Here is a 15,642-nt window from a genome sequence, read left to right as displayed (position 1 = left end):
CGGCTGATGAGCACACGTACCGTGTTGCACGAAGCCGATATTGCGCGAGCCCTGACGCGCATCGCCCACGAGATCCTTGAATCCAACCGTGGTGCTCACGATCTCGTTCTTCTCGGGATCCCCACGAGGGGTGTTTTTCTCGCTCAGCGACTTGCACAGTTGATTGAGCGCGTCAGCGGACAATCCGTTCCTGTCGGCGCTCTCGACGTGACGATGTATCGCGACGATCTCGCGAAGCACCCCACTCGTGCTCCGCAGCCCACATCCATTCCCGATGGCGGCCTCGACAACAAGACGGTTGTTCTCGTCGACGATGTGCTCTTCTCCGGCCGGTCGATCCGTTCTGCTCTCGACGCGATCAGCGATATCGGGCGTCCCTCTGCCGTTCGCCTCGCAATTCTCATTGACCGCGGTCACCGTGAGCTTCCGATTAGGCCGGACTTCGTTGGCAAGAACTTGCCTTCGGCGCGAACGGAACGCGTGAATGTCTCGCTGACAGAGCGCGACGGGCGCGACGAAGTCAGCATCCAAGCCCGAGAGGCGGCGGAGTGATGAGGCACCTGCTCGATACGCGCACGCTCAGCCGCGATGACGCGATTCGCATTCTCGACGTGGCAGAAGACATGGCTGTCACGCAGGGGCGCGAGGTGAAGAAACTTCCCACGCTGCGCGGAAAGACGATCGTCAACCTGTTTTTTGAGGATTCGACGCGCACTCGGATCTCGTTCGAAGCTGCCGCCAAGAGGCTGTCCGCTGATGTCATCAACTTCTCGGCGAAGGGCTCGAGTGTCTCTAAGGGCGAAAGCCTGCAAGACACCGCGCAGACGCTGCAGGCGATGAGCGCCGACGCCGTCGTGATTCGTCACGGTGCGTCTGGTGCCCCGCGCACGCTTGCGACAAGCGAGTGGGTCGATGCCGGCGTGGTCAACGCAGGGGATGGAACCCACGAGCATCCCACGCAGGCGCTGCTGGACGCTTTCACGATGCGTCGCCGACGATACGGGGCGGAATCAAGCAGGGGTCGGGACCTCGCGGGCTACCGCGTGACGATTGTCGGCGACATTCTGCATTCGCGCGTTGCGCGATCGAACGTGTGGCTCCTGAACACGCTCGGCGCCGAGGTCACCCTTGTCGCGCCCCCGACGCTGCTCCCGCAGGACGTATCGCAGTGGCCGGTTCAGGTGCGCTACTCCCTGGACGAGGCGATTGCCGATGCTCCCGATGCCGTGATGATGCTGCGCATTCAGCTGGAGCGAATGAACGCCGCGTATTTCCCGTCCGAGCGCGAGTACGGGCGGCGCTGGGGCCTGACGCCCAGCCGATTCGCAGCGCTGGCAAACGATACGATTGTGATGCACCCCGGCCCGATGAATCGCGGGCTTGAGATCTGTGCAGAAGCAGCGGATTCGCCTCGTGCGACCGTGCTTGAGCAGGTCGCCAACGGGATCTCGGTACGCATGGCTGTTCTGTACCTGCTTCTTGCAGGAGACGACACGAAGAAGGAGGACCGATGAGCGACACGCTTCTCATCACGGGCGCGCAGATCGAGGGCGACGGGCCCTCCGACATCCTCATCGAGGACGGACGCATCGTCGAGGTCGGTCAGGGACTCTCTCGTCACGGCGCACGCACAATCGACGCCGACGGTCTCGTCGCGATCCGTGGCCTCGTTGACCTCCACGTGCACCTTCGGGAGCCGGGTTTCGAATCAAGCGAGACCATCCTCACCGGAACGCAGGCCGCGGCGGCCGGGGGATTCACCGCTGTGTTCGCCATGCCCAATACGCACCCTGTTGCGGATACGGCCGGAGTCGTTGAGCAGGAACTCGCCCGCGGCGAGGCTGCAGGCTACGCCACGGTGCAGCCCATTGGTGCTGTCACGGTCGGTCAGAAGGGCGAGCGCCTCGCCGAGCTGGGGGCCATGGCTGATTCTCGGGCCCGCGTTCGCCTCTTCAGCGATGATGGCAGCTGTGTGTGGGACCCGCTGATCATGCGCCGCGCGCTTGAATACGTGAAGAGCTTCGGCGGTGTTGTTGCGCAGCACGCGCAGGACCCACGGCTCACCGAGGGCGCGCAGATGAACGAGGGCATTGTCTCGGCCGAACTCGGCCTGGCCGGCTGGCCAGCAGTGGCGGAAGAATCGATCATCGCCCGCGATGTGCTTCTCGCCGAGCACGTGGGCTCCAAGCTGCACGTGTGCCACCTGTCAACGGCCGGGAGCGTCGACATCGTTCGCTGGGCGAAGAGCCGTGGAATCGACGTCACAGCCGAGGTCACGCCGCATCACCTCCTCCTGACGGACGAGAGCGCGCGCGGGTATGACGCGCGATTTAAGGTCAACCCCCCTCTTCGAACAAACGAAGACGTTCTCGCGGTGCGCGCAGGCCTCGCGGATGGGACGATCGACATCGTCGCAACCGATCACGCGCCTCATCCCGAGGAAAACAAGTGCACGGAATGGGCAGCCGCCGCTCACGGCATGGTTGGTCTGGAAAGTGCTCTGCGTGTTGTGCACAAGACGATGGTCGAAGACGGGCCGTTCGGATGGGACGATGTTGCGCGCGTCATGTCTTCAGCGCCAGCACGTATCGGCCAGCGGCCGGATCACGGAACGCCGATCGCCGTCGGTCAGCCCGCCGAGCTCACCCTTTACGACCCGAACGCGCGATCTGTCTTCACGCCGAAGGACCTCCGAGGGCGAAGCTCGAACACTCCGTACACGGGTCACGAGCTGCCGGGCAGCGTTCGGTGGACGATCCACCGCGGATACGTCACCCTGGCCGATGGTCAGGTTGTTGCCGCAGAAGAGGTCGGATCATGATGCGCGACATCGCCCTGGCGATTCTGGTCGCCGTCGCGCTCACCGGCCTTGCGCTCATGCTCTGGAGCTGGCTCCGACGATCCAAGCGCGACGCGGGTATCGCCGTCCCCATCGGCGAAGCCACGGGAGCCGAGATGCTTCGCGCAGAAGGTTTCCACGTCGCGACGACACGGCACGATAGCCCGCTCGACCGCATAGCCGCCAAGCCTCTCGGTTTCCGCGCCCGCGCGGAGATCGTGGTCACTGATGCGGGCCTCGGCGTCATCCAGCCCGGCGAGCTGCCGGTCTTCATCCCCGCTACGGCGCTCGTCGGCGCCGGACACGCAACCTGGACGATCGACCGCGTCGTCGAACGCGACGGGCTCGTGCTCGTTGCGTGGCGCGGCGGCGACACCATTTTTGATACCTACCTGCGACTGCAGTCTGTTTCGCCCGCCTCGCTCATCGAGGCAGTCGAGAAGCTCACCGCGAACGAAACCCCCACAGGAGCCACACGATGACCTCCGCATCCGCATCCGCCGGAGCACTCGACTCCCTGCTCGACAGGGACCGTGCCGTTCTCATCCTCGAAGACGGCACGCGATATGACGGCTTGGCCTACGGCGCCCGAGGCACAACCCTGGGCGAAGTTGTCTTCTCGACCGGGATGACCGGCTACCAGGAGACGCTGACTGACCCCTCGTACGCCGGCCAGATCGTTCTGCAGACGGCCCCGCACATCGGCAACACGGGCGTTAACACGGAAGACCCCGAATCACGCCGCATCTGGGCTGCAGGCTACATCGTCCGTGACCCATCGCGCGTTGTGTCCAACTGGCGCGCCAACGAGTCGCTGGACGACGCCCTCGAGCGTGACGGCATTGTCGGTATCTCCGGAATCGACACGCGCGCAGTGACGCGACGCATCCGCTCAGACGGTTCCATGCGCGGCGGTGTTTTCTCGGGCGAAGCGGCGGATCAGAGCACGGAAGAACTGCTCGCCGTCGTGCGTGAAGCGCCCGAGATGACCGGCCGCAACCTGTCGGCCGAGGTCTCGGTCTCGGTCACCGAGGTCACCCCCGCCCGCGGCGACGAAAAACTGGGCGCCGTTGCCGTGATCGACCTCGGCATCAAGCAGGCCACGATTGAGAACCTCGCGAACCGCGGTTTCGACGTGCACGTGATGCCGCAGTCGTCCTCAATTGATGATGTGAAGGCGATCAGCCCTGCTGCGCTGTTCTACTCCAACGGACCCGGTGACCCCGCCGCGTCCGATGCCCACGTGGAGCTTCTGCGCGGAGCGCTGCGCGACGGCCTGCCCTTCTTCGGCATCTGCTTCGGCAACCAGCTGTTCGGTCGCGCACTCGGCCTCGAGACCTACAAACTGCCGTTCGGCCACCGCGGTATCAACCAGCCGGTTCGCGATAAGCAGACGGGCCGCGTCGAAATCACGGCGCAGAACCACGGTTTCGCCGTTGATGCTCCGATCGACGGCGTCTTCGAGAGCTCGGAGGGCTTCGGCCGCATCGAAGTCAGCCATATCGGCCTCAATGACAACGTCGTCGAGGGCCTGCGCGCGCTCGACATCCCCGCATTCTCGGTGCAGTACCACCCCGAGGCCGCCGGCGGACCGCACGACTCCAACTACCTGTTCGACCGCTTCGCCGAGATGGTTCGCGAGCACACCAGCAAGAAGGGCACCCATGCCTAAGCGCGATGACATTCAGTCCGTTCTCGTCATCGGATCCGGTCCGATCGTTATTGGCCAGGCGTGCGAGTTTGATTACTCCGGAACCCAGGCGTGTCGTGTGCTGCGCGAAGAGGGTGTCCGCGTCATCCTCGTGAACTCGAACCCCGCAACGATCATGACCGACCCTGATTTCGCGGATGCCACGTACATCGAACCGATCACATCCGAGGTGATCGAAACGATCATCGCCAAGGAACGGCCGGACGCGATTCTGCCGACGCTCGGCGGACAGACCGCCCTGAATGCCGCGATGGCGTTGCACGAGCGGGGAATTCTCGAGAAGTACGACGTCGAGCTCATCGGTGCAAAGGTCGAGGCCATTCAGAAGGGCGAAGATCGCCAGATCTTCAAGGATCTCGTTATTGAAGCGGGCGCTGATGTCGCCCGCAGCTACATTGCGCACACGATGGACGAGGTGCTCGCCGGCGCGGAAGAGCTCGGCTACCCCCTGGTCGTTCGTCCCTCGTTCACGATGGGTGGCCTCGGATCGGGCTTCGCACACAATGAGACTGAGCTGCGCCGGATGGCCGGTCAGGGGCTCATCGAGTCCACGACGACCGAGGTGCTCCTCGAGGAGTCGATTCTCGGTTGGAAGGAATACGAACTCGAGCTCATGCGGGACACGGCGGACAACACGGTCGTCGTCTGCTCGATCGAGAACGTCGACCCCGTGGGAGTTCACACGGGTGACTCGATCACGGTCGCGCCGTCGCTCACGCTCACCGACCGCGAGTATCAGAAGCTGCGCGATATCGGTATCGACATTATCCGCGCCGTCGGCGTTGACACCGGTGGCTGCAATATTCAGTTTGCGATCAACCCCGACGACGGTCGCATCATCGTTATCGAGATGAACCCTCGCGTTTCGCGCTCGTCCGCATTGGCGTCGAAAGCGACGGGTTTCCCGATCGCCAAGCTGGCCGCCAAGCTGGCGCTCGGCTACCGCCTCGATGAAGTCCCGAACGACATCACGCGTGTGACGCCGGCATCGTTCGAGCCCACCCTCGACTACGTCGTCGTCAAGGTGCCCCGCTTCGCCTTCGAGAAGTTCCCCGCCGCGGACGCGACGTTGACGACAGCCATGAAGTCGGTCGGAGAGGCCATGGCCATCGGCCGTAACTTCACAACGGCGCTGCAGAAGGCGCTGCGCTCGATTGAGAAGCGCGGATCGAGCTTCCATTGGGGCGACGAGAAGCGGTCGGTCGCGGAGCTCCTTGACGCAATGCGGACGCCAACCGACGGCCGCATCATCGAGGTTCAGCAGGCGCTGCGCCTGGGCGCAACGGCCGAGCAGGTCTTTGACGCCACGAAGATCGACCCCTGGTTCATCGATCAGATTGCGATGATCAACGAGGTCGCCTCTGCCATCGCCGGCGCACCGGCGCTGGACGACCGCGCGATCCGGTTGGCGAAGGATCACGGATTCTCCGATGTGCAGATCGCGCAGATCCGCGGCCTGACGGAGTCCGAGGTGCGCCAGGTGCGCTACGGCCTCGGCATTCGCCCGGTCTTCAAGACGGTCGACACCTGTGCCGGCGAATTCCCGGCGCTGACCCCGTACCACTACTCGTCCTATGACGCCGAGACGGAAGTCGCGCCGAGCGACCGGCAGAAGATCGTCATCATCGGCTCCGGACCGAACCGTATCGGCCAGGGCGTGGAATTCGACTACTCCTGTGTGCACGCGTCCTTCGCACTGGGTGACGCCGGGTATGAGACCGTGATGGTCAACTGCAACCCCGAGACCGTCTCGACCGACTACGACACATCGGATCGTCTGTACTTCGAGCCGCTCACTCTCGAGGACGTCCTCGAGGTTCTTCACGCAGAAGCACAGTCCGGTGAGATTTACGGAGTTGTCTGTCAGCTGGGCGGACAGACACCGCTCGGCTTGGCACGTGGCATCCAGGACGCGGGTTACACGGTGCTCGGAACGAGCCCCGCTGCTATCGACCTTGCGGAGGACCGCAAGCTCTTCGGCGAGATCCTCGAGCGCGGCGGTCTGCTGGCACCGAAGAACGGCACAGCAACCAGCGTCGACGAGGCGATCGTGATCGCCGAAGAAATCGGCTACCCCGTCCTCGTGCGTCCGTCGTTCGTTCTTGGCGGACGGGGAATGGAAATCGTCTACGACACGGCAAGCCTGCGGGATTACTTCGTGCGTATCGAGGCGAGCGCGATTATCGGTCCCGATGCTCCGCTTCTGGTGGACCGTTTCCTCGACGACGCAGTTGAAATTGACGTTGACGCGTTGTTCGACGGCGAGGATCTCTTCATCGGCGGAATCATGGAGCACCTGGAAGAGGCCGGAATTCACTCCGGTGATTCCTCGTGCACCCTGCCGCCGATGTCGCTGGGGCGCTCCGAAATCGCGCGCATCGTCGAGGCCACTCGCGCCATTGCCGAGGGCGTTGGCGTGCGTGGTTTGCTGAACGTGCAGTACGCGATTAGTGCGGGTGTCGTCTACGTGATTGAGGCGAATCCGCGCGCGAGTCGTACGGTGCCGTTCGTGTCGAAGGCACAGGGCATCCAGCTCGCGAAGGCGGCCAGCCGCGTTCTTGCGGGTGCGACCATCGCCGAGCTCCGCGCCGAGGGATCGCTTCCTGAGCAGGACGGATCGCGCCTGCCGATCGACGCCCCCGTCGCGGTGAAGGAGGCCGTGCTGCCGTTCAAGCGTTTCCGCACGGCCGATGGCCAGATTGTCGATTCGGTGCTTGGCCCCGAGATGCGTTCGACCGGTGAGGTCATGGGAATCGACCTCGACTTCCCGACCGCGTTCGCGAAGAGCCAGGCTGCCGCATACGCCGGTGGCATTCCGCTCGAGGGCACCGTGTTCATCTCGGTTGCCGATAGCGACAAACGAGACGTGATCTTGCCGGCCCACCGTCTGCAGCAGCTGGGTTTCCGCATTCTGGCAACAGAGGGAACGGGCGAGATTCTGCAGCGCAACGGCATCCGCGTCGAAACGGTGAATAAGTACAGCGAGACCCAGGAAACCGGCGACGACAACATCGTCGACCTGATCACACGCGGCGAGGTCGACATCATCGTGAACACGCCGAGCGGTATGTCGGCGCGCGCCGATGGCTACGAGATTCGGGCTGCCGCGGTCGGCGCGGACAAGGCCCTGTTCACGACGATCTCGGTGCTCGGCGCCGCGGTCAGCGCGATGGACTCGATGGCGGGTGGGTTTAACGTCAAGAGCCTGCAGGAGTACGCGCTGGAGCGCACGGCGTGACGCAGCCTGACGCGCAGAAGCCCTTCGGAGAGCGGGCCCGTGCCGGGGTGTCCCAGCACGGCCCCCTCTGCGTTGGCATCGACCCGCACGCCGGGTTGCTCGCCGCGTGGGGACTGAGCGATGACGCCTCCGGGGCACGATCGTTTGGCCTGCGGGTTGTCGAGGCGGCTGCGGGGCGCGTCGCATTCGTGAAGCCTCAGGTGTCGTTCTTCGAACGGCACGGGTCTCGCGGTATCCAGGCACTGGAGGACGTTCTGGCGGCCGCTCGGGCGGCGGGGGTCATGACGATCGCCGATGCCAAACGCGGCGACATCGGTTCTTCTATGGACGCGTACGCGGAAGCCTGGCTGACCCCGGGCTCGCCGTTGGAGGCCGACGCGCTGACGATCAGTCCGTATCTGGGCGTTGGTGCGCTGGCCGGAACGATCGACCTCGCCTACCGTCATGGCAAGGGCGTTTTCGTTCTCGCCGCCACCAGTAATCCCGAGGCGACAGGTCTGCAACGTTCGACCGCGAAGTCCGAAACTGTTTCGGCACAGGTGATTGCCGAGGTCTCCGAGCGCAACGCGGCGAGGACAGCCGCTGGTTCGTGGGGGAGCGCGGGGTTCGTCATCGGTGCGACCGTGGACTGGACGAGGGCAGGAATTGCACCGTTTGTTCCGCTCGCGCCCATTCTCGCCCCCGGGTTCGGACACCAGGGCGCCGAGCCCGCCGACCTGCCCCGAGTGTTCGGAGAGATGGCTCCCGCAGTGATCGCCAGCGAGAGCCGGAGCATTCTCTCGGCTGGGTCAGACAAGATCGATGATGTGATCGCAGAACGCTCGGCCCAATACACCGAGGCCCATCCGACCGGGGGAGAGAACATCCAGGAGCTGCTCAAGGATGACTGAATCCGTTAGGCCACCCGAGGTCGACCGCGTTGCCGCATCCCGCAAGGCCGTCGCCGCCCGTCGCGCGAGAGCGAGTCTCAAGCGCGATCTTTCCACGCGTGTTGTGACGCCGCAGGAGGTGTTGCGGCGGGCAGGCGCTGATGCGACGTCTGCCGCAGGAACTCTTCGCGTTCCGGAGTTCCTCACGGCGCTTCCGGCCATTGGTGAGGGAAAGCGCGACCGCATCCTGCAGGAGCTTCAGATTTCCCCGGTCAAGAGACTGGGCGGATTGGGCAGCCGACAGAAGAACGCGCTTCAGGCGTGGCTCGATGAGCGCGCGTGCGAGCCGAAACCGCGTCCTGACCTTAGCAACCTCGTGGTTCTTGCGGGCCCGACGGCGGTCGGCAAAGGAACCGTCGCGGCATACATCCGCGAGAACCACCCCGATGTGCTGCTGTCGGTTTCCGCGACAACACGTGCTCCCCGCGAGGGTGAGGTCGACGGTCAGCACTACTACTTCGTCGACGACGCTGAGTTCGACCGAATGATCGCGCAGCGCGAGCTGCTCGAATGGGCGACGGTGCACGGCGTGCACCGGTATGGCACACCTCGTGGCCCCATTGAGCGCGCGCTTGCTGATGGGCGCTCGGTTCTGCTCGAGATCGACATGCAGGGTGCTTTCCAGGTGCGCGCGTCCGACCCGTCGGCAACGCTCGTCTTCCTCCTTCCGCCCAGCTGGGATGAGCTGGTCAACCGGCTCGTCGGCCGGGGGACAGAAGATGAAGCCGAACGGACGCGCCGGTTGCGCACGGCAAAGGACGAGCTGGCGGCCCAGGGCGAGTTCGATTTCCGTGTTGTGAACGAGGATGTCGCCGAAGCCGCGCGACAGGTCGTAGAATTGCTACAGGCGTCCGCGCGCTGACGATATCGCGCGCGATTTTTTTCGGTGCGGGGATGCGAATCTCGGCCCACTGACCAGGAGGATGGCACATGGCCACGGAGAACAAGGGCATTATTGACCCGCCGATCGATGAACTGCTCGATCGCGTCGAGTCGAAGTACTCGCTCGTGATCTATGGCGCCAAGCGCGCCCGTCAGATCAACGACTACTACACCGATCTGCAGGAGGGTTCGCTCTTCGACAACGTCGGCCCGCTGGTTGACTCGGCAGTTGAAGACAAGCCCCTCTCGATCGCGCTCCGCGAGATCCACGAGGACAAGCTCCGCATGCGTCCCGCCGGGGAGTAATCTCCACGACGCGCGCGTAATCAGAAGACCCCCGTCATTCGATTGTCGGGGGTCTTCTGACATCCTGACTTTCGTCCCATTCACCGTCTCACCGAGGTTCGCCATGAGTCTGCGCCTTTTCACGTCCGAGTCCGTCACCGAGGGACACCCCGACAAGATCTGCGACCAGATCAGCGACAGTGTTCTCGACGCGCTGCTCACGCAGGACCCCAACGCCCGTGTTGCGGTCGAAACCCTGGTGACAACCGGCCTCGTGCACGTCGCCGGCGAGATTCGCACGGACGGCTACGCCGATATTTCCTCGATCGTGCGTGACGTGATCCGGGGAATCGGCTACACGTCGAGCGATCTCGGATTCGACGCCGACTCGTGTGGAGTGACGGTTTCCGTCGGCGAGCAGTCGCAGGAGATCGGTGACGGCGTCACCACCAGCGAAGAGCACCGCGGCGGCGATGACGATGACGCTTTAGACCGCCAGGGGGCCGGCGATCAGGGCATCATGTTCGGCTACGCCACGAACGAGACGCCCGAGTTCATGCCGATGGCCATTTGGACGGCGCATCGTCTGGCAGAGCGCCTGACGAAGGTTCGGAAGTCGGGTGAACTGGCGTTTTTGCGCCCCGACGGCAAGACGCAGGTGACGCTCGGGTACGACGGACAGACTCCGAAGACCGTCGAAACTGTTGTTCTTTCGACGCAGCACAGCCCCGACATCGCCAAAGAAGATCTTGCTGAGGCCGTCGAGCGCCTGGTGATTCGTCCGGTACTGGAAGAGACGGGTCTCGACCTGTCACATGTTGACCTGCACATCAATCCCTCTGGCAGCTTCATTCTTGGCGGACCCAAGGCAGACGCCGGACTGACAGGGCGCAAGATCATCATCGATACGTACGGTGGTGCCTCGCGGCACGGCGGCGGCGCCTTCAGCGGAAAAGACCCGTCAAAGGTCGACCGCTCGGCGGCATACGCGATGCGCTGGGTGGCGAAGAACGTCGTCGCGGCAGGCCTGGCCGACCGCCTCGAGGTGCAGGTGGCGTATGCCATTGGTCGGGCACGCCCTGTTGGTCTCTATGTCGAGACGTTCGGCACCGGACACGTGCCCGATAGCGTGATCTCCGATGCGATCGGCCAGGTGTTCGATCTGCGGCCTGCGGCGATCATCCGCGACCTCGATCTGCTGCGTCCGATCTATGCGAAGACGGCAGCGTACGGTCACTTCGGCCGGGAGCTTTCTGAGTTCACCTGGGAGCGCACCGACCGTGTCGACGAGCTGCGAGCAGCAGCCGGCCTCTGAACGCCGTGCCGGACGCCCCGCCCGCGCCGCGTCCGATCGCGCGCGTGATCGTCGATTCGCTGCTTCCGCAGCTGGATCGTGTGTTCGACTATGCGATTGCGCCTGAGTTTGTCCGCCACGTCCAGGTTGGCGTGCGCGTTAAGGTTCCGCTGCGATCGGCTGGCCGCGTGCTGGAGGCGTTCGTTGTCGATGTGGCCGTAGAAGAAGACCACGCCCGGGTGCTCGCCGAGATCGAAGACGTCGTCTCCGCAGCGCCGGTGCTTCCTCCGCGGCTGGCCCGGCTGGCCCGTGCGGTTGCCGATCGTGCGGCGGGGTCGGCGATCGACGTGATCCGGCTGGCCGTCCCGAAGCGCATGGTGCGGGCCGAGAAAGCGTGGCTTGCGAGTGATGCGAGTGAGATTCCCGTTGTGCTGGCGGAAGAACTCCGCGCCGCCGGCGAGGCTCTCGACGAGTACCCGGGCCTCGCCGACCATCTCCAGGCGGGCGAGCGCGTTGCTGTGTGTGCGCCTCCCGGAGTGGGGGAGGGCCTCCCGCAGTGGACGCGGCTCGTGGCGTCGGCCGCGGCGGTAACCCTCGCAGGTGGCCGCTCAGCAGTTCTCGCCGTTCCCGACCACCGGGACCTTGAGGTCCTCCACGCGCGTTTGCTCACGCTCGTTCCCTCCTCATCGATTGTCCGGCTCGACGCCGATCAGCCCCGTCCTGAGCGCTATCAGTCCTATCTCCGCACGCTCGAAGACGCTCCGTGCATCGTGATTGGCAAGCGTTCGGTCGTTTACGCGCCGGTCGTTGATCTGGGGCTTCTCGCGATCTGGGACGACGGAGATGCCTCCTTTGAGGAACGGCACGCGCCGTACGTTCATGCCCGCGACGCCGCGCTTGTGCGGCAAAGCTTGGATGGCGGTGCGCTTATGTTCTGCGGGCATACCCGCACAAGTGATGTAGAGCGTCTCGTTGGCATCGGTTTCGTGCACGATGTTCCTGCCGCGCGACGCACCTCGCCGAAGGTGACGCTCGGCGCACCCCAGGACACCCCGCACACCGGCCGTATCCCCTCCGCAGCATTTCGTGCGGCGCGCGAGGCACTAGATGTTGGCCCCGTTCTCGTTCAGGTGGCCAGGCCGGGGTACGCCCCAACACTCGTGTGCGCCAGCTGCCGAAGCCCCGCGCGGTGCACCTCGTGCGGAGGTTCGCTCCACGCGCCTGCCCGCGGGGCGACGCCGGTGTGCGCCTGGTGTGGACGTGGGGCGTTGCGTTGGGCGTGCCCGGAGTGCGAGTCGGTGCAGGTGCGTTTGGCGTCCTCCGGGTCCGAGCGTACGGCCGATGAGCTCGGCCGGGCGTTCCCGGGAGTCCGCATCATCATCGCCGACGGAACCCACCCGGTTCATGAGGTCGACGATGTTCCCGCGCTGGTCGTCGCGACACGCGGAGCCGAGCCGCTGGCACGGGCGGGGTATCGGATGGTGCTGCTTCTCGACGGTGATCGCATGCTGCAAGCACCAGACTTGCGCATTGGCGAATCCTGCCTTCGATGGTGGTCGAACGCCGCGGCGTTGGCCGCTGAGGGTGCTGCTGTGCATCTCGTTGGGGTCACCGGCCCCGTTGCCCGCGCCCTCGCAACGTGGACTCAGCCGGCGTATGCGCGTTCGGAAATCGCGGAGCGCGCACCCCTGCGGATGCCCCCCGCCGCACGTGTTGCCCGGATTGACGGCGATACCGACCTTGTCGATGCCGCGCTTGCGCGCTTGCGCGCCGACGTCGACGGACTGGCTGACGATGCCGTTCTTGGTCCGGTTCCGCAGACCGATATCAGCGGAAGAAAACGGGCACGGGCGCTGATCCGGTTCGACTACGGTCGTGGTCCCGCTGTTGCCGCCAGCCTGCGGGCGTCGGTGGTCGAGGCCTCGATCACCTCGCGGGCCCGTACGCGGGTCAAGGAGAAGACTTCGGGTCGCTCTCGGCCGCAGGCGAATACACTCGCTGTGCGGTTCGACATCATCGATCCCGAGCTGTAAAGAGGGCCGAGGCTCTCGAGAGAGGATGTGACATGCCGCATACCCCGTTGCGCGTTGTCTATGCAGGAACTCCGTCGGTTGCGGTTCCCTCGTTGCGCGCGCTGCACGCCGATCCAGCCGTCGACGTTGTCGCAGTGGTGACGCGGCCTGATGCCCCACAAGGGCGCAAGCGGATTCTCACTCCCTCGCCCGTTGCGCAGGTGGCATCAGAGCTCGGAATCGAGACGATCGCCGCGGCGAGGCTCGATGATGATGCCACGGCCAGAATCGCTGCGCTCGAGCCCGATCTCGGTGTGATCGTGGCCTATGGCGGGCTTGTGCGTGAGCCCCTCCTCTCGGTTCCTGCTCACGGTTGGATCAACCTTCACTTCTCCCTGTTGCCGCGTTGGCGCGGCGCCGCGCCCGTTCAGCGTGCTCTCATGGCCGGAGACACCGTGACGGGGGCTGCCGTTTTCCAGCTTGTTCCCGCGCTCGACGCCGGGGACGTATTTTCCGAGTTGACGTACGCGCCGGGTGCCGATGAGACGGCGGGAGAGGTTCTCGAACACCTCGCGGTGACGGGGGCCGACCTCTTGTGCGGCACGGTTCGAGATATTGCCTCCGGAACGGCGTCGGCAGCGCCCCAGACGGGCGAACCGACGATCGCGCACAAACTGTCGATCGATGATGGACTGCTCGACTTTTCGTTGGATGCTGATTCCGTTTTGGCCCGCTATCGCGGCGTGACGCCCGAACCTGGTGCGCACACGACGATCGATGGTGCGCGATTCAAGATCCACAGCGCGACCAGGGCGGAAGGCGTTGAGCCGCTCTCGCCTGGCCACCTGCGTGAACACGCTGATGGGGTTCTCGTCGGTACGTCCACCGATGCGATCGTGCTGCAGCAGGTTCAGCCAGCGGGGAAGGCGCGCATGGCCGCGGACGACTGGTTCCGTGGACAGCGTGAAGGAGTGGTGCTCGGATCATGAATGATGCACAGGGGCGCCTCCCTCGGCCGCGGCGCACACAGCGTGATCGGCCTGCTCCGCGCGTACAGCTTGCGCGAGAAGTCGCCTTCACCGTCATTCGCGCAACAACGGCCGACGACGCGTACGCAAACCTGCTCCTGCCGAAGGAAATCGTACGGGCCGGACTGTCGACGGCAGACGCCGCACTTGCCACCGAGCTCACCTATGGCACGCTTCGGCGCCGTGGCACATACGACGCGATGATCGAGATCGCGTCCGGTCGCCAGATCGACGAGATCGATCCGCCCGTTCTCGACGCCCTGCGACTTGGAGTCCACCAGCTGTTGGCAACGCGAGTTGCCCCTCATGCGGCCGTGAACGAATCCGTTGCCCTGGCCTCACTTTCGGCGGGCAAACAGGCGGCGGGCTTTGCCAACGCCGTTCTGCGCCGCGTTTCTCGTCAAACCGCTGAGGAATGGGATGCCGCGCTGGCGGACGCGGCGCGCTCCGACGATGAGCTGCTCGCCATGCGTTCGTCCCATCCGGTCTGGATCATTCGCGGCATGCGCCGCGCGCTGAAGGCGGAAGGACGATCAGACGAGCTGGAAGACCTCCTCGAAGCTGACAATGCCTCGCCCTCCGTCACACTCGTCTCTCTCCCGGGGCTCGCAGAAACCGCAGAGCCGCGAACGCCGTATTCCCCCGTCGGGTCGCGTGCTGCCGCCGGAGACCCCGAACGCATCGTTCGCGCATCGGGCGGGGCCATCCGCGTGCAGGACGAAGGATCGCAGCTCGTTGCTCTCGCGCTTTCCCGTGTCGGAAACGCCGCCGCCGGGGAACGATGGCTGGACTTGTGCGCGGGACCGGGTGGGAAAACGGCGTTGCTTGCCGCAGAAGCCCGCGGGGTGGGGGCGACGCTCGAGGCGAATGAGCTCGTTCCCGCGCGTGCCGGGCTCGTTCGTCGTGCCCTCGAGGCGCTTCCCGAGGAGATCACGGTTCATGAGCGGGATGGTCGCGATTTCGCCGAGGCGCACCCCGATACGTTCGACCGGATTCTTGTCGACGCGCCATGCACCGGCCTGGGGGCACTCCGGCGCCGGCCCGAGGCGCGGTGGCGCAAGAGCGCATCAGACATCGCGCAGCTGACGATGCTCCAGGCGGAGTTGTTGACGGCCGCGATCGGGGCCCTCAAGCCGGGCGGGATCGTTGCGTACGTCACGTGTTCGCCACACCTCGCAGAGACGGTAGGCGTCGTGAACGAAGTTCGCGACAAGGTGGCGAACATCTCGCTGATGGACGCACGCGAAGCGATCCGTGATGTTTCGCGCAGTGAGATCGACATCGCTGAACGCGAAGACGGTCTGCCCGTTGCTCAGCTGTGGCCGCACCGCCACCAGACAGACGGAATGTTCCTGGCTCTCATTCGCAAGGAATAGCCGCCCGTTCGGCCCCTGATCGTCTCCGCGATGACACAGCGGTGACGA

General features: G+C 64.9%; 13 protein-coding genes. All 13 read left to right on the top strand.

Going from position 1 to position 15,642, the window contains the following annotated elements; genetic code table 11:
• Positions 1 to 6 precede the first annotated feature (6 nt).
• The 13 genes from pyrR (at position 7) to G6N81_RS02300 (ending at position 15,594) form a co-directional block, all read left to right on the top strand.
• On the top strand, positions 7 to 552 hold the full coding sequence (pyrR, locus tag G6N81_RS02360) for a bifunctional pyr operon transcriptional regulator/uracil phosphoribosyltransferase PyrR (protein ID WP_165132564.1): 546 nt from the start codon (positions 7 to 9) through the stop codon (positions 550 to 552).
• Complete coding sequence (locus G6N81_RS02355) at positions 552 to 1,514, top strand: aspartate carbamoyltransferase catalytic subunit (protein WP_165132561.1); 963 nt, start codon at positions 552 to 554, stop codon at positions 1,512 to 1,514. Before pyrR ends, G6N81_RS02355 begins: the two co-directional genes overlap by 1 nt.
• On the top strand, positions 1,511 to 2,821 hold the full coding sequence (locus G6N81_RS02350) for a dihydroorotase (RefSeq protein ID WP_165132558.1): 1,311 nt from the start codon (positions 1,511 to 1,513) through the stop codon (positions 2,819 to 2,821). Before G6N81_RS02355 ends, G6N81_RS02350 begins: the two co-directional genes overlap by 4 nt.
• On the top strand, positions 2,818 to 3,321 hold the full coding sequence (locus tag G6N81_RS02345) for a PH-like domain-containing protein (RefSeq protein WP_165132555.1): 504 nt from the start codon (positions 2,818 to 2,820) through the stop codon (positions 3,319 to 3,321). Before G6N81_RS02350 ends, G6N81_RS02345 begins: the two co-directional genes overlap by 4 nt.
• Positions 3,318 to 4,511, top strand: a complete 1,194-nt coding sequence (carA, locus tag G6N81_RS02340) for a glutamine-hydrolyzing carbamoyl-phosphate synthase small subunit (RefSeq protein WP_165132552.1) — start codon at positions 3,318 to 3,320, stop codon at positions 4,509 to 4,511. The genes G6N81_RS02345 and carA overlap by 4 nt, the downstream gene beginning before the upstream one ends.
• On the top strand, positions 4,504 to 7,788 hold the full coding sequence (gene carB, locus G6N81_RS02335) for a carbamoyl-phosphate synthase large subunit (RefSeq protein ID WP_165132549.1): 3,285 nt from the start codon (positions 4,504 to 4,506) through the stop codon (positions 7,786 to 7,788). Before carA ends, carB begins: the two co-directional genes overlap by 8 nt.
• A complete protein-coding gene (pyrF, locus tag G6N81_RS02330) occupies positions 7,785 to 8,678 on the top strand; it encodes an orotidine-5'-phosphate decarboxylase (RefSeq protein WP_165132546.1) in 894 nt (297 codons plus the stop codon). Before carB ends, pyrF begins: the two co-directional genes overlap by 4 nt.
• The gene (gene gmk / locus G6N81_RS02325; protein WP_165132543.1) at positions 8,671 to 9,579 is read left to right on the top strand and encodes a guanylate kinase; all 909 of its coding nucleotides are present in this window, start codon (positions 8,671 to 8,673) and stop codon (positions 9,577 to 9,579) included. The genes pyrF and gmk overlap by 8 nt, the downstream gene beginning before the upstream one ends.
• A 68-nt stretch (positions 9,580 to 9,647) precedes the next feature.
• A complete protein-coding gene (gene rpoZ / locus G6N81_RS02320; protein WP_165132540.1) occupies positions 9,648 to 9,905 on the top strand; it encodes a DNA-directed RNA polymerase subunit omega in 258 nt (85 codons plus the stop codon).
• A gap of 103 nt (positions 9,906 to 10,008) precedes the next feature.
• Positions 10,009 to 11,199 carry a methionine adenosyltransferase gene (metK, locus tag G6N81_RS02315; RefSeq protein ID WP_165132535.1) on the top strand — a complete coding sequence of 397 codons (1,191 nt, stop codon included), beginning with the start codon at positions 10,009 to 10,011 and terminating at the stop codon, positions 11,197 to 11,199.
• 44 nt (positions 11,200 to 11,243) lie between these two features.
• Positions 11,244 to 13,211, top strand: a complete 1,968-nt coding sequence (locus G6N81_RS02310) for a primosomal protein N' family DNA-binding protein (protein WP_241245029.1) — start codon at positions 11,244 to 11,246, stop codon at positions 13,209 to 13,211.
• Between the two features lie 47 nt (positions 13,212 to 13,258).
• Entirely contained in the window at positions 13,259 to 14,179 is a 921-nt protein-coding gene (fmt, locus tag G6N81_RS02305) for a methionyl-tRNA formyltransferase (protein WP_165137606.1), read from the top strand.
• Entirely contained in the window at positions 14,176 to 15,594 is a 1,419-nt protein-coding gene (locus tag G6N81_RS02300; protein ID WP_165132532.1) for an RsmB/NOP family class I SAM-dependent RNA methyltransferase, read from the top strand. The genes fmt and G6N81_RS02300 overlap by 4 nt, the downstream gene beginning before the upstream one ends.
• Positions 15,595 to 15,642 lie beyond the last annotated feature (48 nt).

The sequence above is a fragment of the Microbacterium amylolyticum genome (assembly GCF_011046975.1).
Lineage (GTDB): Bacteria > Actinomycetota > Actinomycetes > Actinomycetales > Microbacteriaceae > Microbacterium > Microbacterium amylolyticum.
This window is presented reverse-complemented; position numbering and strand designations above follow the sequence as displayed.